19 protein-coding genes are annotated in these 26,177 nt (G+C 60.9%); 6 read left to right on the top strand and 13 right to left on the bottom strand.

Annotated elements, in window-relative coordinates; genetic code table 11:
• Positions 1–50: 50 nt before the first annotated feature.
• The 4 genes from BCF11_RS03475 to BCF11_RS03460 form a co-directional block, all read right to left on the bottom strand.
• Positions 51–3,272 carry an efflux RND transporter permease subunit gene (locus BCF11_RS03475; RefSeq protein ID WP_098493506.1) on the bottom strand — a complete coding sequence of 1,074 codons (3,222 nt, stop codon included), beginning with the start codon at positions 3,270–3,272 and terminating at the stop codon, positions 51–53.
• A gap of 7 nt (positions 3,273–3,279) precedes the next feature.
• Positions 3,280–6,423 carry an MdtB/MuxB family multidrug efflux RND transporter permease subunit gene (locus tag BCF11_RS03470; protein ID WP_098493505.1) on the bottom strand — a complete coding sequence of 1,048 codons (3,144 nt, stop codon included), beginning with the start codon at positions 6,421–6,423 and terminating at the stop codon, positions 3,280–3,282.
• A gap of 22 nt (positions 6,424–6,445) precedes the next feature.
• Complete coding sequence (locus tag BCF11_RS03465) at positions 6,446–7,867, bottom strand: MdtA/MuxA family multidrug efflux RND transporter periplasmic adaptor subunit (RefSeq protein WP_098493504.1); 1,422 nt, start codon at positions 7,865–7,867, stop codon at positions 6,446–6,448.
• Between the two features lie 328 nt (positions 7,868–8,195).
• Complete coding sequence (locus tag BCF11_RS03460) at positions 8,196–8,702, bottom strand: Spy/CpxP family protein refolding chaperone (RefSeq protein ID WP_098493503.1); 507 nt, start codon at positions 8,700–8,702, stop codon at positions 8,196–8,198.
• 355 nt (positions 8,703–9,057) lie between these two features.
• Here BCF11_RS03460 and BCF11_RS03455 point away from each other — a divergent pair, with 355 nt between their 5' ends.
• Positions 9,058–9,780, top strand: coding sequence for a response regulator (locus BCF11_RS03455; protein WP_199110733.1), 723 nt, complete (start codon positions 9,058–9,060; stop codon positions 9,778–9,780).
• Positions 9,781–9,835: 55 nt separating this feature from the next.
• Entirely contained in the window at positions 9,836–11,179 is a 1,344-nt protein-coding gene (locus BCF11_RS03450; RefSeq protein ID WP_199110731.1) for an ATP-binding protein, read from the top strand.
• 670 nt (positions 11,180–11,849) lie between these two features.
• On the opposite strand, the gene BCF11_RS03440 is transcribed toward BCF11_RS03450, so the two are convergent.
• The 3 genes from BCF11_RS03440 to BCF11_RS03430 all read right to left on the bottom strand — a co-directional run bounded on the left by BCF11_RS03440 (position 11,850) and on the right by BCF11_RS03430 (position 14,409).
• Entirely contained in the window at positions 11,850–13,241 is a 1,392-nt protein-coding gene (locus BCF11_RS03440; protein WP_098493499.1) for a GntP family permease, read from the bottom strand.
• 241 nt (positions 13,242–13,482) lie between these two features.
• The gene (locus BCF11_RS03435) at positions 13,483–14,052 is read right to left on the bottom strand and encodes a glycine zipper family protein (protein ID WP_098493498.1); all 570 of its coding nucleotides are present in this window, start codon (positions 14,050–14,052) and stop codon (positions 13,483–13,485) included.
• 12 nt (positions 14,053–14,064) lie between these two features.
• Positions 14,065–14,409: a hypothetical protein gene (locus tag BCF11_RS03430; RefSeq protein WP_098493497.1), complete on the bottom strand. Its 345-nt coding sequence runs from the start codon at positions 14,407–14,409 to the stop codon at positions 14,065–14,067.
• A gap of 268 nt (positions 14,410–14,677) precedes the next feature.
• On the opposite strand from BCF11_RS03430, the gene BCF11_RS03425 reads away from it, so the two are divergent.
• Positions 14,678–15,901, top strand: coding sequence for a CaiB/BaiF CoA-transferase family protein (locus tag BCF11_RS03425; protein WP_098493496.1), 1,224 nt, complete (start codon positions 14,678–14,680; stop codon positions 15,899–15,901).
• A 27-nt stretch (positions 15,902–15,928) separates the two neighbouring features.
• Here the strand turns inward: BCF11_RS03425 and BCF11_RS03420 are convergent, their stop codons facing one another.
• From BCF11_RS03420 to BCF11_RS03405, 4 genes are all read right to left on the bottom strand, one after another.
• Positions 15,929–16,525: a phosphatase PAP2 family protein gene (locus tag BCF11_RS03420; protein WP_098493495.1), complete on the bottom strand. Its 597-nt coding sequence runs from the start codon at positions 16,523–16,525 to the stop codon at positions 15,929–15,931.
• A gap of 260 nt (positions 16,526–16,785) precedes the next feature.
• Complete coding sequence (locus tag BCF11_RS03415) at positions 16,786–17,919, bottom strand: porin (protein WP_098493494.1); 1,134 nt, start codon at positions 17,917–17,919, stop codon at positions 16,786–16,788.
• A gap of 76 nt (positions 17,920–17,995) precedes the next feature.
• Positions 17,996–19,534: a sensor histidine kinase gene (locus BCF11_RS03410; RefSeq protein WP_098493493.1), complete on the bottom strand. Its 1,539-nt coding sequence runs from the start codon at positions 19,532–19,534 to the stop codon at positions 17,996–17,998.
• Positions 19,524–20,198: a response regulator gene (locus BCF11_RS03405; RefSeq protein WP_098493492.1), complete on the bottom strand. Its 675-nt coding sequence runs from the start codon at positions 20,196–20,198 to the stop codon at positions 19,524–19,526. Before BCF11_RS03405 ends, BCF11_RS03410 begins: the two co-directional genes overlap by 11 nt.
• Before the next feature lie 307 nt (positions 20,199–20,505).
• Between BCF11_RS03405 and BCF11_RS03400 the strand changes: the two genes are divergently transcribed.
• Positions 20,506–21,351, top strand: coding sequence for an amidohydrolase (locus tag BCF11_RS03400; RefSeq protein WP_233212350.1), 846 nt, complete (start codon positions 20,506–20,508; stop codon positions 21,349–21,351).
• Positions 21,352–21,356: 5 nt separating this feature from the next.
• Here the strand turns inward: BCF11_RS03400 and BCF11_RS03395 are convergent, their stop codons facing one another.
• A complete protein-coding gene (locus tag BCF11_RS03395; RefSeq protein ID WP_098497300.1) occupies positions 21,357–22,184 on the bottom strand; it encodes a ferritin-like domain-containing protein in 828 nt (275 codons plus the stop codon).
• Positions 22,185–22,323: 139 nt separating this feature from the next.
• Between BCF11_RS03395 and BCF11_RS03390 the strand changes: the two genes are divergently transcribed.
• A complete protein-coding gene (locus BCF11_RS03390) occupies positions 22,324–22,557 on the top strand; it encodes a hypothetical protein (RefSeq protein WP_098493491.1) in 234 nt (77 codons plus the stop codon).
• 76 nt (positions 22,558–22,633) lie between these two features.
• Entirely contained in the window at positions 22,634–25,063 is a 2,430-nt protein-coding gene (locus BCF11_RS03385) for a penicillin acylase family protein (protein ID WP_098493490.1), read from the top strand.
• Positions 25,064–25,097: 34 nt separating this feature from the next.
• On the opposite strand, the gene BCF11_RS03380 is transcribed toward BCF11_RS03385, so the two are convergent.
• Positions 25,098–26,177 (bottom strand): sn-glycerol-3-phosphate import ATP-binding protein UgpC, encoded by a 1,080-nt coding sequence (locus BCF11_RS03380; RefSeq protein WP_098493489.1) that lies wholly within the window; start codon positions 26,175–26,177, stop codon positions 25,098–25,100.

Raw genomic sequence — 26,177 nt, 5'->3', positions numbered from 1 at the left:
CCGTTGATTGTCTTTTTGGTCGTGCTTGCGGTGTCTCTAGCCTAGCTAGCTTACACCGCTTCAGCTGCATCCGGCGCCGCTCTGCCGCCGCGCCGTTCCCATTTATCCTTGCTCCACAGACGGAACCTGTCCATGTACAGATACACCACCGGCGTCGTGTACAGGGTCAGCAGCTGGCTCATGATCAGGCCGCCGACAATCGCAATCCCCAGCGGCCGCCGCAGTTCGGCGCCGTCGCCGGCGCCCAGCGCCAGCGGTACCGCACCCAGCATGGCGGCCATGGTGGTCATCATGATCGGCCGGAAACGCAGGCGGCAGGCTTCGAAGATCGAATCGCGCGGCGACAGCCCCTGTTCGCGTTCTACATGCAGGGCGAAGTCGATCATCATGATCGCATTTTTCTTGACGATGCCGATCAGCAGGATCACGCCGATCAGGGCGATCAGGCTGAAATCGGTGCCGGTCGCCAGCAATGCCAGCAGGGCGCCGACGCCGGCCGAAGGCAGGGTCGAGAGGATGGTGATCGGGTGCACATAGCTTTCATACAGGACGCCGAGCACGATGTAGACCGCTAGCAGCGCCGTCAGAATCAGCATCGGCTGGCTGTTCAGGGATGACTGGAATACATTGGCGGTGCCCTGGAAGCTGCCGTGCACCGAGGTCGGCACGCCGATCCTGGCCATGGCGTCGTTGATCGCCAGCGTGGCGTTCGACAGCGATTCGCCGGCCGGCAGGTTGAAGGAGATAGTGGAGGCGATGAACTGGCTCTGGTGATTCACTGCCAGCGAGGTGTTGGTCGGCTGGAAGCTGGAGAATGCCGCCAGCGGCATCTGCTGTTCGGCCGCGGTCGACAAGGTTAGCGCCAGCGACGAATTGGACGCTAGCTGGCCGCCCGCGGTCAAGGCTGGCGGCGTGCCCAGCGCCGAGGTGGTGGGCGACAGATTGGCGGTGCTGGCAGGAATGCTGACATAAGTATTGTGCAGGATCTGCGGGCTTTGCAAGTACTGCGGCCCGGCTTCCATCACCACGTGATACTGGTTCATGCCGCTGTAGATGGTCGACACCTGGCGCTGGCCGAACAGATCGTTCAGGGTGGCGTCGATCAGCTGCGGGGTGACGCCGCTGCGTATAGCCGTTTCGCGGTCTATGGTCAGGGTGGTTTGCAAGCCCTTGTCCTGCTGGTCGGTATTGACGTCGGCCAGCTGCGGCAGCGCGCTCAAGGCGTCGCGGATTTTCGGTTCCCAGGTGCGCAGCTCGTTGAGGTCGTCCGACTGCAGGGTGTACTGGTACTGGGCATCGCTGGAACGGCCGCCGGTGCGGATATCCTGTACCGATTGCATGAACAGGTTGGCGCCCGGCACATGGCTGAGCTTGCCGCGCAGGCGCGCGATCACCTGGTCGGCGGTGAGCTTGCGTACGGTCAGCGGCTTGAGCGTGATGAACATGTTGCCGCGATTGCTCTGGCCGCCGCCGGTAAAGGCGATCACGCTTTGCACATCCGGGTCGCTGCGCACAATGCTGACAAATTGATCAAGCTTGACCTTCATCGACTGGAACGAAATCGACTGATCGCCCTGGATGCCGCCGATCACCAGGCCGGTATCCTGTTGAGGGAACAGGCCTTTGGGAATCGCCGTATACAGATAGACGTTGAGGAAGATGGTGGCCACAAGGATGATGATCATCAGCGGCGAGAAGCGCAGCGCCCAGGCCAGCGAACGCTCGTAGCCGCGCAACATGGCATCGAAGGCACGCTCGGTGGCGGTGAAGAAACGGCCCTGCTTGCGCTCCGGTTCGTGTTTCAGCAGGCGCGCGCACATCATCGGGGTAGTGGTCAACGAAACGACCAGCGACACCAGGATCGCCACTGACAGGGTGACCGCAAACTCGCGGAACAGGCGGCCGACGATACCGCCCATCAACAGAATAGGGATGAATACCGCGATCAGGGAGATGCTCATCGACAGCACCGTGAAGCCGACTTCCTTGGCCCCCAGCATGGCGGCCGCAAATGGTTTCTTACCCTGTTCTATATGGCGCGAGACGTTTTCCAGCACCACGATGGCGTCATCCACGACGAAACCGGTGGCAATCGTCAGCGCCATCAGCGACAGGTTGTCGAGACTGTAGCCGAGCAGGTACATGACGCCGAAAGTACCGATCAGCGATATCGGCACCGCTACCGCTGGAATCAAGGTGGCGCGGCCGCTGCGCAGGAACAGGAACACCACCATGATCACCAGCGCGATCGACATCAGCAGGGTGCGTTCGGTCTCGCGCAGGGAAGCGCGGATGGTCGGCGTGCGGTCCATCACGACATCTAGGTTGATGGCGGCCGGGATCGAGGCGCGCAGCTGCGGCAGCAAGGCCCGCACTTCATCGACGGTTTCGATGATGTTGGCGCCCGGCTGGCGGTTCAGGATCACCAGCACGGAAGGTTTGCCATTGGCCGAACCGGCATTGCGCACATTGGCCACCGAATCGGTTACCTGGGCGACATCGCTGACCCGCACTGCCGCGCCGTTGCGATAGGCGACGATCAGCGGCATGTATTCGGCGGCGGTCTTGGCCTGGTCGTTGGCGTAGATCTGCCAGTTCTTGTCGCCGTCTTCCAGCACGCCCTTGGGACGGTTGGCATTGGTGGCGGCAATCGCGGTGCGCACATCGGCGCTGCCGATGCCGTACTTGTTGAGCGCGGTCGGATTCAGCTCGACCCGCACCGCCGGCTGCGAACTGCCGCCGACGCTGACCTGGCCGACGCCTTTCACCTGCGACAGTTTTTGCGCCAGGATGGTGTCGGCGGCGTCGTACATCTGGCCTTGCGTCATGCTGTCCGAGGTCAGCGACAGGATGATGATCGGCGCATCGGCCGGGTTCACCTTGCGATAGCTCGGATTGCTGGGCAGGCCGGTTGGTAGCAGGTTGCGGGCAGCGTTGAGCGCGGCCTGGACGTCGCGCGCGGCGCCGTCGATGTCGCGGCTGAGATCGAACTGCATGGTGATGCGGGTCGAACTCAGCGTGCTGGAGGAAGTCATTTCGGTGACGCCGGCAATCGAGCCGAGCGCACGTTCCAGCGGTGTCGCCACGGTGGCCGCCATGGTTTCCGGGCTGGCGCCGGGGAGGCCGGCCGAGACCGAGATGGTCGGCAGATCCACCTGCGGCAGCTGCGATACCGGCAACAGCCGGAACGCCACCATGCCGGCCAGCGCCACGCCGATGGTCAGCAGCGTGGTGGCGATCGGCCGCTGGATAAAGGGACGCGATATATTCATGCTGTCATCACGGCTTGACCGGCTCCGCTGTGCTGCCGTCATGCTGGTCGTCGTCGCTGTCGGCATCCTTTCTGCCGAAACGCTCGCGCATGCGGCGCGCCAGATTGTCGAACGCCAGGTAGATGACCGGCGTGGTGAACAAGGTCAGCACCTGCGATACCAGCAGGCCGCCGACCATGGTGATCCCCAGCGGCTGCCGCAGCTCCGAGCCGACGCCGCTGCCCAGCATCAGCGGCAGGGCGCCCAGCAAGGCCGCCATGGTGGTCATCAGGATAGGACGGAAGCGCAGCAGGCAAGCCTGGTAGATCGCTTCACGCGGGCTCTTGCCCTCGTTGCGCTCGGCATCCAGGGCGAAGTCGATCATCATGATGGCGTTTTTCTTGACGATACCGATCAGCAGGATAATCCCGATGATGCCGATGATGCCGAGATCGCTGCCGGCGATCATCAGCGACAGCAAGGCGCCGACACCGGCCGACGGCAGCGTCGACAGGATGGTGATCGGATGGATATAGCTTTCATACAGCACGCCGAGCACGATATACATGGTGATGATCGCCGCCAGGATCAGGATCAGGGTATTGCTCAACGATGCCTGGAACGCCAGCGCGGCGCCCTGGAAGTTAGTCTGGATACTGTCCGGCAAACCGATTTCCTGTTCCGCCGCATGGATCGCCGTGACGGCGTCGCCCAGCGAGGCGCCCGCCGCCAGGTTGAAGGAAATGGTGGTGGCGGGGAACTGGCCGATATGGTTGATCACCAGCGGCGAGGTGCGCTCTTCGATGGTAGCGATGCTGGACAAGGGTACCTGGTTGCCGTTGCCTGCTACCAGGTAGATGCTGTTCAGCGCCGCCGGGCCTTTCTGGAATTCCGGCTTCACTTCCATCACGACCCGGTACTGATTGGACTGGGTGTAGATGGTGGAGATCAGGCGCTGGCCGAAGGCGTTGTACAAGGCATTGTCGATCGCGGCAGTGGTGATGCCGAGGCGCGAGGCGGCGTCGCGGTCGATGGCGATATAGGCTTGCAGGCCGAGATCCTGCTGGTTGCTGGCGATATCCGCCAGCTGCGGAATCTGGCGCAGGCGTTCGATCAGCTTGGGCACCCAGATGCTGAGCTCGGCGGGGTTGGCATCCTCGACGCTGAACTGGTACTGGGTGCGGCTGACGCTGTCCTCGATGGTCAAGTCTTGCACCGGCTGCATGTACAGCGTGATGCCGCCGACCTGGCGGTCCAGTTCCGGCTGCAGGCGGCGGATGATGTCGCTGGCGCTCATGTTGCGCTGGTCGCGCGGCTTCAGGTTGATCAGCATGCGGCCGCTGTTGAGCGTGGCGTTGGTGCCGTCGATGCCGATGAAGGAAGACAGGCTTTCAACTGCAGGATCCTTCAGCACCACGGCCGCCAGCGCCTGCTGCCGTTCCGCCATGGCGGAGAAGGAAACCGACTGGCTGGCTTCCGAAATGCCCTGGATGACACCGGTGTCCTGTACCGGGAAAAAGCCTTTCGGAATGAAAATGTACAGCACCGCGGTCAGCACCAGCGTGCCGATGGCGACGATCAGGGTGGAGAACTGATGGCGCAGCACCCATTCCAGGGCGACGCCGTAGCGGGCGATGATCCTGTCGAGAAATGCGCCGCTCTTGCGGTAGAACCAGCTTTGCTTTTCTTCCGGGATGTGATGCAGCAGCCTGGCGCACATCATCGGCGTCAGCGTCAGCGAAATCACGGCCGAGATCAGGATAGCCACCGCCAGCGTGATGGCGAATTCGCGGAACAGGCGTCCTACCACGTCGCCCATGAACAGCAGCGGAATCAGCACTGCAATCAAGGAAAACGTCAGGGAAATGATGGTGAAGCCGATCTGCTCGGCGCCTTTCAAGGCCGCCTGCAGAGGCTTCATGCCTTCTTCGATATAGCGCGAAATATTTTCGATCATCACGATCGCATCGTCGACCACGAAACCGGTGGCGATGGTGAGCGCCATCAGGGTCAGGTTGTTGACTGAAAACCCGGTCAGGTACATGACGCCGAACGTGCCGATCAGCGACAGCGGCACCGCCACGCTGGGAATGATGGTGGCGGGGACGCTGCGCAGGAACAGGAAAATCACCATCACCACCAGCGCGATCGACAGCAGCAGTTCGAACTGCACATCTGACACCGAGGCGCGGATGGTAGTGGTGCGGTCGGTCAGGATCTGGACATCGATGGCGCCGGGCAGGGTGTCCTGCAGTTTCGGCAGGATCTTCTTGATGTTGTCGACCACGCCGATGACGTTGGCGCCCGGTTGCCGCTGGATGTTCAGGATGATCGCCGGCGACTGGTTGGCCCAGGCCGCCAGCCGCACGTTTTCGGCATCGTCGACGACATCGGCGACATCGGAGACGCGGATCGGCGCGCCGCTCTTGTAGGCGATGATCAGGTTGCGGTATTCGTCGGCTGAGCGCAGCTGGTCGTTGGCGTCGATGGTCGAGGCGCGCGAGGGGCCGTCGAAACTGCCCTTGGCCTGGTTGACGTTGGCGTTGCCGATGGCGGTGCGGATATCGTCAAGATTCATGCCCAGCGCGGCGATGGCGCGCGGATTCAGCTGCAGCCGCACGGCAGGCCGCTGGCCACCCGACAGACTGACCAGGCCTACGCCCGGCACTTGCGAAATCTTTTGCGCCAGGCGGGTATCGATCAGATCCTGCACCTTCGGCAGCGGCAGGGTTTTGGAGGTGATCGCCAGCGACAGGATAGGGGTGTCGGCCGGATTGACCTTGTTGTAGATCGGCGGCGTCGGCAGGTCGGACGGCAGCAGGTTGCTGCCGGCGTTGATTGCCGCCTGTACTTCCTGCTCGGCGATATCCAGGCTCAGGTCCAGGCTGAACTGCAGCGTGATGACCGAAGCGCCGCCGGAACTGGTGGACGACATCTGGTTAAGGCCAGGCATCTGGCCGAACTGCCGCTCCAGCGGCGCCGTCACCGAGGAAGTCATGACGTCAGGGCTGGCGCCGGGATACAGCGTTACCACCTGGATGGTCGGATAATCGACTTCCGGCAGGGCCGAAAGCGGTAGCTGCTTGTAGGCGACGATGCCGGCCAGGAAAATCGCCAGCATCAACAGGGATGTGGCGACCGGCCGGAGAATAAACTGGCGTGAGGGATTCATGCGTTCCGTTCTTTACAGCCGGTTATTGGCTGTTGCTCTTGTTGGCGGCGGCGGGCGCGGCAGGCGCATCGCCAGCGGCAGCGCCATCCTGGCGACGGCGGTGGCCGCCCTTGTGGGCGCCGGCGGCATCGGCGGCGGCTGGCGCCGCGGCAGGACCGCCGCGCATCACGGGCTCCACTTTGGCGCCTTCCTTGAGTTTGTCGATGCCGTCGATGACGACGGTTTCGCCGGCGGCGATGCCTTGCTCGATGGCGGTCGATTCGCCTTCGGTCGGACCGGCCATTACCTGGCGGATGGTGACGCTGTGGTCGGGCTTGACCACATACACGAAAGTGCCTTTGGAACCGCGCTGGATAGCGGCGTTCGGAATCACGATGGCGTTCTTGCGGGTGTCGAGCAGCATGCGGGCATTGACGAACTGGCTCGGGAACAAGGTGTAGCCGGCATTCGGCAATTCAGCTTTCAGCTTGACCGTGCCGGTAGTGCTGTCGACCTGGTTGTCGATGGTGAGCAGGTAGCCGCTGTCGAGCTTGTTCTTCTGGTCGCGGTCCCAGACGTCGGTCGGCAGTTTCTTGCCGGCCTGGATCTGCTTCATGACGCTGGGGATATTATCTTCGGGAATGCTGAATACGGTGGTGATCGGCTGTAACTGGGTGATGATGACGATGCCGTTGGTGTCGCTGGCATGCACCACGTTGCCGAGGTCGACCTGGCGCAGGCCTAGACGGCCGCCGATCGGCGCGGTGACACGCGAGTAGGTGAGCTGCAGACGGGCGCTGTCGAGCGAACCCTGGTCCGACTTGACCGTGCCTTCATATTGCTTGACCAGCGCCGCCTGGGTATCGACCTGCTGGCTGGCAATGGAATCCTGCGCCAGCAAGGTGCGATAGCGCTGCAAATCGATTTGCGCGGCTTTCAGCAAGGCAGTGTCTTTGGCCAGTTGGCCTTCGGCCTGCGTCACGGCAACCTGGTAAGGGCGCGGATCCAGTTCTGCCAGCAAGGCGCCGGCTTTCACTACCTGGCCTTCCTGGAAATGCAATTTCATCAACTGGCCGTCGACCCGGCTCTTGACGATAGCCGTGGCTTCGGGAGTGACGCTGCCCAGGCCCGAAATATAGATGTTGATATCGCCGCTCTTGGCGACCGCGACACCGACCGGCAATGGACCGCCGGCGCCGGCGAAGGCGCCGCGCTTACCACCTTTACCCGCGCCTTTAGCGCCGCCGTTTGCGGCTTGCCCTGCCTGGTCTGGCTTTCCCGCGGCGCCGTCGGCGGCCGGATGAGTGCGACCCCAGATCAGGTAGGCTGCCAAGGCCAGCACCACGACTGCAACCAGCCACAGCCAGCCGCGCTGAAATCCGTCCTGGCGCTGGTTGGGAAGCAGGGCAGGCCGGCTTTGCGGCTGGCTAGGTTGGTCGATTTTTGGAGTCGGTGTAGTAGTCATCGCAGGCAGGAGGTCAGTCAGAGTGTGGTCGGATGCAATGCTGGATCCGCTGGAATCAGGAGTCAACGGATTGTCGAAGTGTAATTACATGAGTTTAGCGAGTAAATTTTACCGCCGTGTGTATTTATTAGAAATTGTTTCAAATTAATGAACGGCGTCTGGCAGTGTAGCGGCAGGCAATGCCAACGGCAATTGGCGGCTGCCGCGCGCCAAAAGCAGGGCGGCAAATGATGAAGCCGCAGGGTTGCGCGCCGTGATGCGCGCAACGTCTACGGCTTCGCCTGTTGCCCGGCCCGGCAGGGGCCGGCGGCGGGATCTGGCTCCCGCGTTATGGACGGCCTTCCGGAGCGCCGTCAGGGCCGCCGCGGTGCTCACCGTGATGGCCGAAACGGCGTTTTTCCAGCTGCTTGAAGTGCTCGTCAAAGACCTTTTGCTGCACCGGCGTCAGGACAGCATAGAATTCCTTGACCGCGGCAGTATGGTCGGCCAGGCGGGTTTCAGCGCGTTTCAGGAATTCCATCCGGTGCTCCAGGCGTTCCGGCGCTGTCAGTTTGTCCCAGTCTTCCTTGCTTGGGCGCTTGGGCGGCTCGGCCGGCCGGACCGGCTTGATCTTGCCGATGAAGGTTTGCCAGGCAGGTTCCTGCGCTGCCGTGATCTTCAGGTCGTCATGCCATTTGGCCTGCATTTTTGCCATGCGGTCGGCGAATTTGGCTTGCTGTTCCGGTGTCGGCGGGCCCTTCCTGGCGCCGTCGGTCTGGGCGTAGGCAGTCAGGCCCATGGTGGCAATGCTCAATGCAGTCACGCCGATCAGTAATTGTTTGCGAAGCTTGAACATGGTGGAGTCCTTCTATGAATGTGAGTGCAATCCGCACAGTTCGCATTGGAACGCGCTGGTGTATCGCCGGTTTTTCATAGAGATCGAGCTTTGTATCCGCATGTATGGCGTCAAGTTTGCTTTGTATCCTAAAGTGTCGGGGTGCGTGGCGGATATGCCAATATACAAATTACTATCGTCTTTCTTGCGCCGGCTTGCCATAATCCCGAAAACGGCAAATACTTGCTGTCGTTGCGTATCGGCTATAGTTTGTCTTGAATGCATCGTTATCAACGACGATGACCGGCATGGATAGCCTGAATTTTGGATTGGCCGTACTTCCGGTCTTACTGCAGCTACTAGGATAATCAAGCACATGGAAACCGCTGCTCATATATTGGTGGTCGACGACGACCACGAAATCCGGACTTTGCTGGCCGAATACCTGGATGCCAATGGCTTCCGCACCCTGATGGCGACCAACGGCAGCGACATGCGCAAAGTGCTGGCGGAAACCCGGGTCGACCTGGTGGTGCTGGATCTTACCTTGCCGGGCGAAGACGGCCTGACGCTGTGCCGCAATCTGCGCGCCGATTCGAATATCCCGGTGATCATGCTGACCGCGCGCGGCGAGCCGCTGGACCGCATCCTGGGGCTGGAAATGGGCGCCGACGACTATCTGTCGAAGCCGTTCGAGCCGCGCGAGCTGTTTGCCCGCATCCGCAGCGTGTTGCGCCGCACCCAAGCCTTGCCGCCGAATATGGCGTCGCCGGAAGCCCAGCAGATCCAGTTCGGCCACTGGACGCTGGACCTGATCGCGCGCCACCTGGTCAACCACGACGGCCTGGTGGTGGCCTTGTCGGGTGCGGAATATCGCATTCTCAAGGTGTTCCTCGATCATCCGAACCGGGTGCTGAACCGCGACCAGCTGCTGGAACTGACCCAGGGCCGCGAATCCGATCCTTTCGACCGTTCGGTCGACATCCAGATCAGCCGCCTGCGCCAGAAGCTGGGCGACGATGCCCGCACGCCAGTAATCATCAAGACCGTGCGCAACGAAGGCTATGTCCTGGCCACCGCAGTGACAGTAGAGTCGTGATGCGGCTGCATGATCCAGTCGCGACGTCCGCTCGGTAGAAAAAGGAATACTGTCAGTGAGAAATTTCTTTGGCTCGGTGGCGAACCGGGTATTCCTGATTCTGCTGGCGGGGATCCTGGTTGCGGTCGGCAGCACTGGCTGGCTGGCGGATAGCGAACGGCGCAAGAATTTCAAGGAATGGTACGAATCGCGGATTGCCGACCGCATCGAGCAGATCGTCATTTCAATCGACAATGTCGGTCCCGATACCCGCAGCATCGTGCTGCAGACCAGTGAAAAATTCGGTCTCGAGTCTAGCCTGGTCAACGAAACCGAACCGACGGTCAACGACAACCCCTCGCTGACGAGCGCGATAAAATCCAAGCTGGGCAGCGAACGCCGCGTGACCGTCGTCAAGCAGAAGGATTGCAAGCTGCGTGAACGCACTGGTCCTCGCCATTTCGATGAATGCCAGGCGGTATATGTCGCCCTCAAGGACGGCGCCGTCCTGAAGGTCAAGCTGCGCGTGATGCGCGAGCCCGGCGCACCCGGCGGAAGGCCGCCCGGGATGCCTTTTCCTTCGCTGTATTTCGCCTTGTTCATGGTGCTGATCGCGGTGCTGGCGTTTGTCGTCGCCAAGATGACGGCGCGCCCGATCCAGCTGCTGGCGAATGCCGCCGGCGAACTGGGCAGCGATATCGACCGGCCGCCGCTGGATGAAAGCGGGCCTACCGAAGTGCGGCAGGCTGCGACCGCTTTCAATGCCATGCAGGCGCGCATCAAGCGGCAGATCCAGCATCGGACTCACATGCTGGCGGCGATCACGCATGATTTGCAGACGCCTTTGACGCGCTTGCGCCTGCGCCTGGAAAAAGTGGGCGACGGCGAATTGCGCCAGAAATTGCTGGAGGACCTGGCGGTCATGCAGAGCATGGTGCGCGAGGGGCTGGATCTGGCGCGCAGCATGGATTCGGCGGAGGCGATGCAGAAGCTGGATATCGATTCCTTGCTCGATAGCGTCTGTGCCGATGCGGTGGATGCGCGGCAGGATGTCACGCTGGAGGGGCGCACGCGGGCTTCGATCGTGGCGCAGCCTAACGCTTTGCGTCGTTGCCTGATTAATCTGGTGGATAACGCGACCAAGTACGGGCGTTATGCGCGTTTGCAGGTGGGGCGGGAGGGGGCGGATATCGTGATCCGTATTCGGGATGGCGGGGTGGGGATTCCTGCGGAATTGCTGGAGAGGGTGTTTGATCCATTCTTCCGGCTGGAGACTTCGCGGTCGCGGGATACTGGCGGCACCGGGCTTGGGCTGACGATTGCGCGGAATATCGCGGAGAATCACCGGGCTACTTTGCAGTTGCGGAATCACCCGGCGGGCGGCCTGGAAGTGACCTTGCGTTTGCCCGCTCTGAACTAGCATTTCCGCCAAGCCAGCACTGTAAATCACCCGCTAAGCAGTCAAATGGGGTCAGAGTTTTTTTTCGCGTCCTTTGCGAAAATTACTCTGACCCCATTTGACGTTCTACGGAGCATGGTCGGTGGCATGCTAAGAATGGTCTGAGGGTTGCTAAAACGTTTTGTACTCCGTGGACGCTTGCCGGGGGTAGCCCGGCAGCTACTTACTTTCTTTTGCTTGCCTGCGCGGCCCGGCCAAAAGAAAGTAAGCAAAGAAAAGGCGACCGCAAAGCCGTTGCCCTCCCTTCGGTCGGGTCCCCAAATCCGGCGCGTATCAGCCGGGTGGGGGACAAAACTCGCCTTCGGCTCAAACATGTCCCCCACAATTCCCGGCTGACACGCGCCGGATTTGGCAACGTCTCAATGCGGGGTACGTCAAAAACAACGGCAACGGCAACGTCAAAAGCAACATCAACGTCAAAACTGCGGCGCGATAGTCAATTGGGGTCAGAGTTTTTTTTCGCGTTCTTTGCGAAAATTACTCTGACCCCAATTGACGGGCTACGGAGTGCGTGCGGTGGCATGCTAAGAACGGTGGCAGGCATGCACTTTCTTTTGCTTGCCTGCGCGGTAATTCAAAAACAAGGGCAACCCCCAAACGTGAAAAACAGCATCTGCGACAGTGTGTTTTTTTAGACTATGCCCGTCAGGTAGTAAGTCCCGATCACCACAAACACCGCTGCCGTCTTGATCAGGGTTACCACAAAAATATCCTTGTACGACTGCCGGTGCGATAGCCCGGTTACAGCCAGCAGGGTAATCACGGCGCCGTTGTGCGGCAGGGTATCCATGCCGCCGCTGGCCATGGCGGCGACGCGGTGCAGGACTTCCATGGGGATGCCGGCGGCCTGGGCGTTTTCTATGAAGGTGTGCGACATGGCGGCGAGGGCGATGCTGAGGCCGCCGGAGGCGGAGCCGGTGACGCCGGCCAGGGTGGTGACGGTGACGGCTTCGTTGACCAGCGGGTTGGGGATGCTTTTCAGGGCGTTGGCGATTACCACAAAGCCTGGCAGGCCGGCGATGACGGCGCCGAAGCCGTATTCGGAGGCGGTGTTCATCGATGCCAGCAAGGCGCCGCTGACGGCGGCCTTGCTGCCTTCTGCGAATTTTTCCTTGACGCTTTTAAAAGCGAACAGCAGCACTGAAAAAATCCCTATCAGCAGGGCGGCTTCCACTGCCCAGATAGCCACCACGCCCGACACCTGGGTGGTGATCGGCTTGCTGGCGCCGGCCAGCGTCATTTCATGGCTGGCGCCGTAGACCGTGGGGATCCAGCTAGTGAAAAATTTGTTCATGACGCCTACCAGCACCAGCGGCAGCAGGGCGATCAAGGGATGCGGCAGCTTGCCGTCGGCTATCGGCTCCGGCTCGTTCAACAGTTCGGTGCCATAGCCTTCGCCATTGGCGGCAGCCTTGCGGCGGCACCACTCCAGGTACAGCAGGCCGGTGACCAGGATGAAGACGGCGCCGATCACGCCCAGCCAAGGCGCGGCCCAGGTGGTGGTATTGAAAAAGGTGGTGGGAATGATGTTCTGGATCTGCGGCGTGCCTGGCAGGGAATCCATGGTGAAGGTAAAGGCGCCGAGGGCAATGGTGCCGGGAATCAGGCGCTTCGGGATGCCGCCCTGGCGGAACATTTCCGCGGCAAACGGATAGACCGCAAACACCACCACAAACAGCGATACGCCGCCGTAGGTCAGCAGTCCGCATACCAGCACGATGGAGAGCATGGCGCGCTGCCGTCCGACCACCTGGATCACGCTGGAGACGATGGACTTGGAAAATCCGGAGAGTTCGATTACCTTGCCGAATACCGCGCCGAGCAGGAACACCGGGAAGTAGAGCTTGACGAAGCCCACCATCTTTTCCATGAAGACGCTGGTGAACATCGGCGCCACCATGCCGGGATCGGTCAGCAATACCGCGCCGAGAGCGGCGACCGGCGCAAACAGGATAACGCTGTAGCCGCGATAAGCGACAAACATCAGGAACAGCAAAGCCAGAATAACTACGATGAAACTCATCCTCTATCTCCTTGGGATTGAAACAGGTCGGCGCCACGGGATTGCATATTGCCATGGATTAAATGGCGGCGCGTCATTGTCAATATTGTAACTTGAGGCGAGGCCGGGCCGAAGGCAAAAGTCGCGTTGCTTCAGATCCGCTGGAGGAGGAATTCGAGGCGGGCAGCAGCAGAAATGCACGCCCCGGAATGCACAAAGACATGCCGCAGCATGTCTTTGTAGTGGTCGTGATCAGCCAGGATCAGTAAGGCGCGTAGTCTGGCGGAGGGCCGTAGTTGCCGCGTTGCGGCGGATAGTAGTCGGGCGGCACCGAGTACTGCGGCGCCGGTGCATATTGCGGCGGCGCATACTGGCGGCGGCTGTTGGCATAGCCGCCGGAGACCGGTACCTGGTTGCCCTTGGCGTACATGCATTGGGTATACACATTGTTGTACTCACGCTGCATGCCATAGCTGCTGCGCGCAGCCGAGTCGCCGGCGACCGAACTGCCAGCCAGCAAACCGACACCGCCGCCGATCGCCGCGCCGGCGCCGGCACGGCCGGTTGCCGCACCGATCAGGGCGCCAGCTGCTGCGCCGATGACGGTGCCGGCTGCCGCTGTGCCGACAGCATTATCTGCCGCCGCCTGCGGTGCATATGGACCTATGCGGTCTTGCGCTGCACGCTGGCAGGCTGCTTCGTCATTGCGGAACTGTTCGTAGCTCTTGCCGGCGCCAGGCAGCGCCATCACATTGGGACCGGTTGGCGCGGTGACGCAGCCGGACAGCAGGACGGCCATCGAGACCGCAAATATCTTGGTTGTACTGTTCATCGTTACACCGCCTTATCGAGGTTGAGCTTCATCCGGCAATACTTTCATCCAGCCTTTGGGGCAGCGCGGGATCTGCGGATAATAGCCCGCCGGACTCGGGCAGTAATAAGCGTAGTTAGGGGCTTTTTCTATATAGGTTTGCGGTTCGGGTTCCACATACACCGGCGCCGGTGCGTAATAGACCGGCGGCGGCGCGTAGTACACCGGCGGCGGGCCCCAGTACAGCGGTCCGCCTATGGTGACGCCAAAGCGCGGGCCGTAGAAGCCGCCATGTCCATAATAGCCGTATGCAAAGCTGGCCGAACTGGTCGCCATCAGGGCCGCTGCAGCCAGTACCATCAGAACAATTTTCTTCATGATATTTCCCACGCATTTCTTAGTGATTAAATAGTAGACCGCGCGCCAGCAGCAGCCAAAAGGAGTTACTTCTGGTTGCACATGTTGCGTGGCGCTACATGCTATTCTAACCCGTCGGCGGCGGCCAGCCGCAACGGGCCTGGCGATGCGAGTAATTGTTGCGTTGCGGCACGTATTTTTCCGCCGAAGCCAGGGCTGGCGCCGTTCTTAGCCGTGCACGTGCGGACATATTCTATAATCGGCGATCCGCAGCCAGCAGATTACAGACATGAACCAGCCATCCGCAGAACAGCAATCCTCCCTCCAGGGCGTCAAGGTGATCGAACTCGGCACCTTGATTGCCGGCCCCTATGCCGCCAGCCTGCTGGGCCAGTTCGGCGCCGAGGTCATCAAGATCGAGTCGCCCGGCGACGGCGATCCGCTGCGCAAGTGGCGCAAGCTGCACAACGGCACCTCGCTATGGTGGTATTCGCAGAGCCGCAACAAGAAATCGGTGACGCTGAACCTGAAATCAGAGCAGGGTCAGCAGATCGTGCGCGACCTGGTCAAGGATGCCGATATCGTGATCGAGAATTTCCGCCCCGGCACGCTGGAGGGCTGGGGCCTCGGTTGGGAGCAGCTGTCAAAGATCAACCCGAACCTGATCATGGTGCGCGTTTCCGGCTACGGTCAGGACGGTCCCTATCATGCGCGCCCGGGATTTGCCGCGATTGCCGAGTCGATGGGCGGCTTGCGCAACCTGGCCGGCTATCCGGACCGGCCGCCGGTGCGGGTCGGCGTCAGCATCGGCGACACGCTAGCGTCCTTGTATGGCGTGATCGGCGCGCTGCTGGCCATGCATCACCTGAAGGCCAATGGCGGCAAAGGGCAGTTCATCGATATCGCCTTGTATGAAGCGGTGTTCGGCGTGATGGAAAGCCTGATTCCCGAATACGCCGAATTCGGCTTCGTACGCGAACGCACCGGCGCCAGCTTCCCCGGCATTTCGCCGTCCAGCACCTATCCTTGCCTGAGCGATGAGCGGGGTGAACATTATGTGATCATCGCTGGCAATGGCGACAGTATCTTCAAGCGCCTGATGCATGCCATCGGCCGCGGCGACCTCGCCGAAGATCCACGCCTGGCGCGCAATGACGGCCGCGCGCAGAACAACGATATGCTCGACGCCGCCATCACCGAATGGACTTCGCAACATGCGCTGGAGCACGTGCTGCAAGTGCTGGAGCAGGCGGAAGTGCCGAGCAGCAAAGTATATACCGCTGCGGACATTCACCAGGACCCGCATTTCCGCGCGCGCGACATGATCCAGCAGCATACGTTACCGGATGGCCAGCCGATCGACCTGCCGGGCATCGTGCCCAAGCTGTCGGCGACGCCGGGTCAGACTAACTGGGTCGGTCCCGAACTGGGCCAGCATACCGCTGAGATATTGGCAGGTATCGGCAGAAGTCCGGAGCAGATCGCCGCGCTGCGCGAGCAGGGCGTGATCTGAACATAGTGGAACTAGCTTTCCGGATCGTTACTTCATCATCCAGCCGCGCCGGATCAGCGGCGCAAACAGGAAGCCGTAGATGGCGGAAGCGCAGCGGAACAGCGGCGCCATGAACCAAGGCGTGCAGCGATGGCAGATGATGGCGCTGACCGCGGCGACCGCGGCGGCGCCCGCCATGTCGAATGGATAGTGGACGCCCAGATACATGCGCGCCCACGCCATCGGCAAGCCGAGCAGGCTGTACACCAGGCCGAGAGTGCGCAAGCGCTTGTGCAGCAGGAAGCTGAAAGCGACGCTCCACTGCAGCGTCAGGTGATCGCTGGGGAACGATGAATCCGGGCTGTGCGCCAGGAAGTTGGTGCCGAGGCCGATCGCGAAAGGCCGCGGATGCTGCCAGAGCATGCCGCACAGCATGCTGATGGAGAGGCCGACGATGCCGGCCACGACTGCTTCCAGCATCAGCTTGCGGGTGGCTTCTGAGCCGCGCAGCCAGCCGACCAGCAGCGAAACCGGAATCAGGTAAATGAGCAGGTCTGCAGCAACCATCGCGGTGTTGAGGGTGATCGGATTGGGATGCGCGCTGGCGTTGAATAACAGGAACAGCGATTGATTGAATTCTTCCATGGGGCCTTTAAGTTTCAGGATCTAGCGAGATGCCGCTGCGTCAATTTGGTCGTTTGAGACTTGCTGGCGACAGGATAGTTGCAAATACTTAGCGCTGGCTGAGGAGGCGGAATGGATAGTTCTGTACGGAAAATCGCGCCTGAAGCCGGCAACAGTTGCCGGCAATAAAAAAGCTGGCAAGACCATAGAGTCCTTGCCAGCTTCAAGTTTTACGGCAGTCCCGGCAATGACGCCGGATTCAAACAGGGTTAAAAATAGGGCTAGAAGCGGGTGCGCATGCCCATCGCGAATTCAGTCTGGTTCTTGAAGCCGTTGGCCGAACCGACGCGATAGCCGTCGCTAAGTTTCATATAGTCGGCAGCCACATACAGTTCGGTACGCTTCGACAGATGGTAGAAGGTCGAACCGTACAGGGTTTTCTTGTTGCCGCTGCCGGTGGCGGTCGAGCCGCTGGCGTCGGCGTAGGCGTTCAGGGTGCTGGTGCCGGCTGCGTTGTAGGCAGCGTTGTCAGCCTTCATCACCTGGTAGCCGATTTCATAGTCAAACGAACCTTGCGGCGTGAATTTGGCCGATACGGTGTACGCATTGTCCTTACGCTGGCCGAGTGCACCTTGCTCTGCCGTGTAATGGAAGTAGCCGGCATTCAAACGCACCAGATCGAAAATGTAGCTGCCGCCCAGCCCAAAAGATTTGTGCTTTTCGAGGTTGGTATCGACGCCGTTGCCGACATCGGCCTGGTTGATAAAGCCGGAAACGATGAAGTTCGAACCGTTGTAGCCGATCGCTGCAGATTTGGTGGTATTGCGCGCGAACTGGCCGGCGGTGTTGCCGAACTGGTAACCCAGACCTGCCACCACGCCGTTGCTGAATACCTTCTTCCAGACCAGGCCACGATCGTAACGAGTGCCGGTGGCGCTGCCGGAGTAGAAAATCAACTGCTTGAAGTTGTTGTTGTTGGTGAAGCCGCCTTCTTCCAGGCCCAGCTTGGAGCCGTAGGCGTCGCCGTAGACCTGGGAAAAATCCCGCGCCAGGGTGTTTTGGCGGCCCAGTGTGATCTGGCCGAAAGTAGTGTCTTGCAAACCAACCCAGGAGTCGCGGTTGAACAGCACGCCCGGTGTATCCATCTCACCGGTGCCGACCACGAATTCCGCTTCCAGCTTGAAAATGGCTTTCATGCCGCCGCCCAGATCTTCAGCGCCGCGGAAGCCAAGGCGGTTGCCGCTGAACCATGCGACCGGAATCCCGGTCAGGCGGTCGCCTTGTTTGTCAGCGTGGTTGACGGTGCTGATGGTGGCGTCGATCAAGCCATAGATGGTGACATTGGATTGGGCATGGACAGTACTCACGGATCCCAGGGTCGCGAGGGCGGCCAGCGCCAGCAGCGATTTTTTCATTTGTGTCTCCAGATATTTATAGTTAAATTTGCCAATCGCGTGGATCGGTCCGCAGACTATAAAATTCACAAGCTTACTAACTGCTTTCAGAGCGCAAATCAGGGTGTTTCGACTGTGGAAACCGCGCCACAGCTGAGGTGAAATATATCCCGGATTTGAAAGCTGACTGTAAGTTTTCTTCTGAAAAGGCCTCACTGTGTTGTTTGCGATCCACCCGCGGCCGCCGGGTAGGGCTGGGCAGGGGCGGAAAGCTGATCGTCACCAGCAAGCCGTTGCCGCAGGGTGGTGTCGATAATGCAACTTCAGCCTTGCTGGCCGCCGCAATTTCGCGGACGATCGCCAGGCCCAGGCCGCTGCCGTCGGAACGGTCTTCCTGCAGGCGATAGAAGCGTTCGAAAACACGTTCCCGTTCAGCTTCGGGAATGCCGGGACCGTTGTCCTCCACCCGCAGCAGCGTGCCGTGCTCGTTGCCGTCGACGGCAAGCGTCACGATGCCGCCGGCCGGCGTATAGCGCAACGCATTGTCGAGCAGATTGGCCACCAGCTCTTCCAGCATGGATGGGGTGGCCCGCACCATGACCGGATTGTCGCGGAATTCGAAACCGAGATCGATGCCTTTGCTCTGCGCCAGGGTGGCCAGTTCTTCGATCACTCTTTGCACCACCTCGATCAGGTTGACATCGCTTTGGCGCAAGGGATGGCCGGTGCCGGTTTCGGCGTTGGACAGGGTCAGCAGCTGGTTCACCAGCCGGATGCCGTGCTGTATGCCCTTGTTGATCGCGCGCAGCGCGGCATCCTTGCTGGCGCTGTCGCTGCTGCGCAAGCCATAGTCGACTTGAGTGTTGAGCACTGTCAGCGGCGTGCGCAGCTGATGCGATGCATTGGCCAGGAAGCGTCCCTGCGCCGACATATGCTCGTCCAACCGCTGTACGTAGTCATTGATGGCGTGCACCAGCGGCACCAGCTCGGAAGGCACCGGCGCGGTGTCGAGCTCTTCCAGGGCGCCTGGCTTGCGGCGCTGTACGCGGTCGCGCAAGCGCATCATCGGCGCCAGTCCATGGCGCAGGCCGAGCAGCAGCAGCAGGCCCACCAGCAGCAGGATTACCAGCTGCTCCTGCACCGTGTGTTCCCACATGCGGTCCGACAGCGCGTTGTAGGAATGCTGGGTTTGCGCGACTTCGATGATGACCGGCGCGCGTTCCGGGTTGCCGACCACTTGCTGGAAAAAAGCGACGATGCGCACCGGTTCATCGCGGAACGTCGCGTTGAAATAGACGGCTTCCTCGTTATGGCTGGCTTTCGGCGGCGCCGGCAAATCGGGCTGTCCGGCCAGCAGTGCGCCATGCCCCGTCACCACGCGGTAGTAGATCAGGTCATGCGAATCGGACTGGAACAGTTCCAGCGCTGCCGGCGGAATCGTCACCTGCAGGGTCTCGTCTTCATAGCGTATCTGTTCGGCGATGATGCGCGCCGAACCCAGCAGCATGCGGTCATGCACCACAGTCGCCATCTCGATGGCGTTGTTGTAAGTGACCCAGGCATTAAAGCCGACGAACAGCACCAGCGGCACCAGCAGCCACAGCAGCAGCTGGGTGCGCAGGCTGTTAAACCACATGCTGGTGCTGCAGCAGGTAGCCGAGTCCGCGCAAGGTGATGATGGCGGCGTCGCCATGCTCCAGTTTCTTGCGGATGCGGTGGATATAGACTTCGATGGCGTCTTGCGACACTTCTTCATCCATGGCGTACAGGCTTTCCGCCAGCGCTTGCTTGCTGACAGTCTTGCCCATTTTCATGATCAGCGTCTCCAGCACGGCGTGTTCGCGCCGCGTCAGGGTGAGCGCGACGCCGTCTATCGAAAAGATCAGGCTGTTGCTGTCATAGCTGAGCGAACCGCATTGCAGGACCGGATTCTTTTGATGGCTGGCGCGCCGCAGCAGGGCGCGGATGCGCGCCTCCAGCTCGTGCACGTCGAACGGCTTGGCCATGTAGTCGTCGGCGCCGCTGTCGAGGCTGCCGATGCGGCCTTCGACCGAATTGTTGGCGGTCAGGATCAGCACCGGCACATTGTTATGGCGCGCGCGCAGCCGCCTGAGCACCTCACTGCCTTGCAGCTTGGGCAGGGACAAGTCAAGGATAACCAGTTCATATTGCTGGGTCAGCAGCAGGTGATCGGCGTCGGCGCCGTTATACACGCAGTCGACTGCATATTTGTTTCGGTGCAAGGTAAGCGCCAGCCATTCGGACAGTGGCCTGTTGTCTTCTACCAGCAATATTCGCATATTCGTTTCCACCCAGGGGATGCCGCATGTTTATTATCGCCATGCGATGACGCGAATTATAAGTCCGCAATTGCGGCTGCGGGGCATGCTGCTTGACAGAGCGAAGATTTAGCGGGATTCCAGGCGGTTTTCAATTGCCCGGTCAAAATTGTGCATGCTATTATTGGTCCAGCCAATAGACCTTTTTGGGTCGCGAATTGCCTGGCCGCGACGAGGCCCGGCTAGCGGCTTAATATAACAAACCAGCCGTTGCAGGTGGAAAACCGGAAACGTGCTGCATTGATTGTAGCAGGAAGGATGAAACGCAATGGTTCTTGAAAACGGCGGCGTCATGCGCATCGACGCCCATCAGCATTTCTGGCTGCTGGCCAACCGGGCAGGGCAATGGCCGCCGCCAGGACTGGCGGCTATCCACCGCGATTTCCTGCCGCCCGACCTGGCGCCGCTGCTGCAACAGCATGGCATAGGCGGCAGCGTGCTGGTGCAATCCTTGCCAAGCACGAGCGATACCTTGTTCATGCTCGGCCTGGCGGAACAGAACCCGTTTATCCGCGCCGTGGTCGGTTGGACCGACTTGAAGTCAGCGCATGCCACGCAGCAGATCGCTGTGCTGGCGAGCCATTCGAAAATGCGCGGCCTGCGGCCCATGCTGCAGGACTTGGCCGACGACTGGATAGACGATCCGCTGCTGGCGCCGGCGATCGCCGCCATGCAGCGTCATCGGCTGAGCCTGGATGCGCTGGTCTTGCCGCGTCATTTGCCGGCCTTGCTGGCGTTTGCCAAGCGCTACCCGGAACTGCCGCTGGTCATCGACCATGCCGCCAAGCCGCACATCGCGGACGGACGGATGGAACCCTGGCGCTCGCTGATCAGCCAGCTGGCGGCCTTGCCGCAGGTGTACTGCAAATTATCCGGCCTGGTGACGGAGGCGGCTGCCGGCTGGCAAATCTCCCAGCTGCAACCCTATGCTGTGCATGTGCTGGAAGCTTTCGGGGCGGAGCGGGTGATCTGGGGCAGCGACTGGCCGGTGCTCAAACTGGCGGCGGACTACGACCGCTGGCTGGAGGTTACCGAGGTGTTGCTGGCAATCCTGGAGCCCTGGGAAAAGCAACAGATCATGGGAGGCAATGCACAGCGCTTCTATCGTTTGTAGCGGCGCTAGCGCAAGAACACTTTGTTCATGATCTGCGTCACCGGGTAGGCCACCATGGTCTGCACGGTTGGCGGCAAATCCAGCGGCCGCATGATCATCTTGATGGTCATGTCGGCGGACAGGTGAGCGCGGATGGTAGTGTTCATCTTGCTGTGTATGCGCCGCAGCATGGCCTGGTCATTGGCAAGCGACGGCGCCCTGGTGCCGAGCACGTGACGCAGGGCGCAGGCGGCGTCTTCGTTTTTCATTTCCATGGTGCGGCGGCGCAAGGCGCCAAAGATGCGATGCCGGCGCAAACCCTCGTTCTGGCGGAAGCGCCGGAAGTAGCGGAAGAAATGCTTGTAGTGATTCACTTCGTCCTTGGCGATGCGCGACGCCAGGTCTTTCATTACCGGCTCGCTGGTGCTGCGCGACAGCGCACTGTAGAAGGTGGCGGTGCCGGCTTCCACCACGCAGCGCGCTACCATTTCCAGTCCCTTGCTGGGTTCCAGCAGCTCAACTTTGCAATAGCTGGAATACTCGCTCAGGAAATTGGCGTAGGCGGCCGGCCAGTCGAATTCCGGCCAGATATATTCGACATAGGCGCGCAGCGCCTGGCCGTGCTGCAGTTCTTCTACTTCCCATTGTTCACGCAGCCAGCTGGAGATTTCCGGTTCGTCGCCATAATAATCAACCAGATTCTGCGTATAGAGATCTGAACCGCTCTCCACAAACGAGGCGCAGGCAACCAGGTAAAACAGGTTTTCATCGGGGCGTACTTGCGCGATATCGATTTTTGAAAAATCCAGATCGGCGATTTTCCAATGCGTACTCTCTTCGCGACCTTTGTGCATGATCAATCTCTCCGGTTGGTTGTGACTGATGAAGGTATGACGCATTCCTCGGCAATAGGTTCAAGGTACACGATTTTTCAGCAATGTGCGTATTTGCGGCTCATGCTAGGATTACTCTTATTTGTAGCGAGGTGAATGTATGAGCGATCAAAGCAGCCAGAACGTCGAATATCGCGGCTATAGCATTGTGCCGAAACCCGTGCAGGGCCACGACGACCTGTGGCATGACGGCTACCAGATACTGAAGGGCGACGCCAGCGTTTCCAGCCGCACCAATACCGAAAGCGCGCACAGCACCTTGCATGCGGCGTTTGACAGCAGCGTCGAATTTGCCAAGATCGAGGTCGATAACCTGGTTGCCCTGACCGGGTAAAGCCGCGGCAGCCCACCGTACGGTGCATTCATTGCCAGTCTGTGGATATTTTATAAATAAATTATAAAAGCTGCTTATGCGACCAGCCTTGTCCTTGGACACCTCTTATGCGCTGGCCTTGCTGGTTGTGCTGGCAAGCTCGCCCGGCCACGCCAGGGAACCTGCCGCGCTGCCTGCGGCCAGCCAGGTTTTCCATGCAGCCGGCTTGAAAAAGCCTGCCGAAATATTGATCGACCAATGGGGTGTACCGCACATATACGCTGCGAATCAGAACGATGCCTTTTTCGTCCAGGGCTTTAACGCCGCGCGCGATCGTCTGTTCCAGATCGATTTATGGCGCCGCCGCGGCCTCGGCCGGCTGGCGCAGGTGTTCGGCCCGGCCTATGTGCAGCAAGACCGCGCCACCCGGCTGTTCCTGTACCGTGGCGAAATGCAGCGCGAATGGCAGTCCTACGGTCCGCATGCGCAGCAGGTGGCGACTTCTTTCGTGGCCGGCATCAATGCCTATATCGCATACCTCAAGGCTAATCCGGACCAGCTGCCCTTTGAATTCAAGAAGCTCGGCTATGCGCCGGCCAGATGGCAGGCGGAAGACGTGGTGCGCATCCGCAGCCACGGCCTGACGCGCAACCTCGACAGCGAAGTGGCGCGCGCCAATGTAGTTTGCAAGGCCGATCTCAAATCCGATGAAATCCGCGTCGGCCTGACGCCGCAATGGCAAACCTCGCTGCCTGACGGTCTCGATCCCTGCCTGCCCCAAGATCTGCTAAACGTATTCAAGCTGGCGACCCAGGGCGTGAAGATCAGCAAGGACAGCCTGGCTGAGGGCGGCAAGGCCGATGCAGTAGTCATGGCCGCCGCCGAGAATCCGGAAGAAGTCGCCGAGGGCAGCAACAACTGGGTGATTGCGCCGGCCAAATCTGCCACCGGCCGCGCCATCATGGCCAACGATCCGCACCGCGCCTACTCGACGCCGTCCCTGCGCTACATCGCCCATCTCCATGCGCCGGGGCTGGATGTGATCGGCGCCGGCGAACCGGCGCTGCCGGGGATTTCGATCGGCCATAACGGCAAGGTCGCTTTCGGCCTGACGATTTTCAATATCGATCAGGAAGATTTATACGTTTATCAGCTCAATCCCGAGCATGAAAACCAGTACAAATACCGGGGCAGGTGGGAGCCGTTCAATATCATCAAGGAACAGATCGAGGTCAAGGGTGCTAAGCCGGTCGAAGTCGAACTGACGTTCAGCCGGCACGGCCCAGTGGTCTTTGTCGAGCCGGGCAAGAATCGCGCCTTCGTGGTACGCTCCGGCTGGCTGCAGCCAGGCATGTCGCCGTATTTCGGCAGCATAGAGTACATGCGCGCCACCAGCTTCGCCCAGTTCAAGCAAGCGCTGCTGCATTGGGGCGCGCCGACCGAGAACCAGGTCTATGCCGACACCAAGGGCAATATCGGCTGGGTGCCGGGCGGACTGGCGCCGATCCGGCCCAACTGGGACGGTTTGCTGCCGGTGCCTGGCGATGGACGCTATGAGTGGGCCGGCTTCTGGCCGGGCGATCAGCTGCCCTCCAGCTACAATCCGAAGCAAGGCTGGTTCGCCTCGGCCAACCAGATGAACCTGCCGGCCGGTTATCCTTACCGCGAGCGCAAGCTGGGTTTTGAGTGGACCAATAATTCGCGTTTTACCCGCATCAGCGAAGTGCTGTCGTCGCGCAACAAGGTCTCGCTGGAAGACTCCATGCGCCTGCAAAACGACGACCTGTCGATACCGGCGCGGCGCCTGGTTGCCTTGCTCAAACCCTTGTCCTCCAGCGATGCGCAGACGCAGGCCGCCCTCAAGCTGCTGGCCGGCTGGGACGCGGTGGAGCGCGCCGATTCGGCACAGGCTGCCTTGTTCGAAGTGTGGCTGGCGCGCCATCTGGGCAAGGCCTTCAAGGCTGCGGTGCTGAGTCCGGCTGCTGCGGATGCCATGGGCGCACCGGATACCGCGGTGCTGCTGGATACGCTGGAGCAGCCGCAGGCACGCTTCGGCCAGGATGCGCCGCAAAAGCGCAACCAGGTTTTGCTGGCCAGCCTGACGGCGGCCTATGCTGAAATGGAAAAACTGCAGGGCAGCGACAGCGCCCAATGGCAGTGGGGCAAGCTGCACCACAATCTGATGGAGCACCCGCTGGCGGCGGCCGTGGACGAGGCGACGCGGGCTAAGCTGAATGTCGGACCGATGCCGACCCATGGCGGCGCCTATTCGCCCAACCAGTCGACTTACCGCAGCAGCGATTTCCAGCAAACCAACGGTCCCTCGTTCCGGGTCGTGGTGGACGTCGGCAACTGGGATAATTCGCGCGCAGTCAACTCGCCCGGACAGTCGGGCGATCCGGACAGTCCGCATTATCGCGACCTGGCCGACAAGTGGCTGAAAGGCGAATATTTCCCGCTGCTGTATTCGCGCGCAGCGGTGGAGAAAGCCACGGTCGAGCGGATCAGCTTGCAACCCGCTGACTGAACGCAGCCCGGGCAGTGTCTAGCCGGGCCGTTTGTCAGGCCAGTTCGATGCGCTGGGTGGTCTCAGGATTAAACCAGTGCAAGGCCGCGGCATCGAAGCCTGCCGTGATGGCCTGTCCGGCTTCGACCGCAGTCGCCGCCGGCACCCGCATCACCAGCAGCTGGTCGCCGATGGAGGCGTGCACCAGCAAATCGGCGCCCAGCGCTTCCACCAGTTCCGCCCGCAGGCTCAAGCCCCGCTGGCCGAAGATCAGCTGCTCCGGACGCAGGCCCATGATGCAGTCATGGCCGGCGATCGGATTGCAGCTGAACGGCAGGCTGACGGCGGCGGCATTTTCGATGGCGAAGCTGTTGCCGTCAGCCGCCACGCGGCCGCGCAGCAGGTTCATCGGCGGCGAGCCGATAAAGCTGGCGACAAAGGTGGTGGCCGGGCGCGCGTAGACTTCCGCCGGTGTGCCGATCTGTTCGGCGCGGCCGCCGTTCATGACGATCATGCGCTGGCCCAAGGTCATGGCTTCGACCTGGTCGTGTGTTACATACAGGCTGGTGGTGCCGAGGGTGCGGTGCAGCTTCTGGATTTCCAGGCGCATCTGCACGCGCAGCTTGGCGTCCAGGTTGGACAGCGGTTCGTCGAACAGGAATACCGCCGGCTCGCGCACGATGGCGCGTCCCATCGCCACCCGCTGGCGCTGGCCGCCCGATAGCTGGCGCGGGGTACGCTGCAGCAGCGCCCCCAGTTCCAGGATCTTGGCCGCCTTTTGCACACGCGTCTCGATATCGTCCTTGCTCAGGCCACGGATCTTCAAGCCGTAAGCCATGTTCTCGTAGACGCTCATGTGCGGATACAGAGCATAGTTCTGGAACACCATGGCAATGTCGCGGTCCTTCGGCTCCAGCTTGTTGACCACGCGCTCACCGATCACGATGTCGCCCGAGGTGATATCTTCCAGCCCGGCCACCATGCGCAGCAAGGTCGACTTGCCACAGCCGGAGGGGCCGACCATGACGATGAATTCGCCATCGGCGATATCGATCGAAATGCCGTGGATGACATCGACGGCCTTGGGCGCCTTGCCGTAGGTTTTCTTGACGTTTTTCAGATGTACTTGTGCCAT

It is taken from the genome of Collimonas sp. PA-H2 (assembly GCF_002564105.1).
In the GTDB taxonomy this organism is placed as follows: domain Bacteria; phylum Pseudomonadota; class Gammaproteobacteria; order Burkholderiales; family Burkholderiaceae_D; genus Collimonas.
Note: the sequence above shows the minus strand (reverse complement) of the source record. Positions and strands in the feature narration are given on the sequence as shown.